Below are 271 nucleotides of genomic sequence, written 5' to 3'. Positions count from 1 at the left end.
CTACAGATTCAGGAAGCCAGCCCTTGGATTGAAGAGGTGCTGCGCGTCGAAAAGCCGTTTAAGCGGGCGAGCCGCGAGTATCGCGGTGGTGAAGCAAGTGACATAGTAGTTAACACTCCTAACGGCGCAATCCACTTTGGCGAACATCAGCCTTTGGTAACTGTGGCTGGGCCTTGTTCGGTGGAAAATGAAGAAATGATTGTTGAGACTGCACGCCGCGTTAAAGCTGCTGGCGCTCAGTTCTTGAGGGGCGGTGCTTATAAGCCTCGGT

Annotated in this window: 1 pseudogene; it reads left to right on the top strand. The window is 53.5% G+C overall.

Going from position 1 to position 271, the window contains the following annotated elements:
* A pseudogene (locus tag FLQ44_RS07850) lies at positions 1-271 on the top strand (hypothetical protein); the annotation flags it as partial.

This window comes from Vogesella mureinivorans (assembly GCF_007644035.1).
In the GTDB taxonomy this organism is placed as follows: Bacteria; Pseudomonadota; Gammaproteobacteria; order Burkholderiales; family Chromobacteriaceae; genus Vogesella; species Vogesella mureinivorans.
This window is presented reverse-complemented; position numbering and strand designations above follow the sequence as displayed.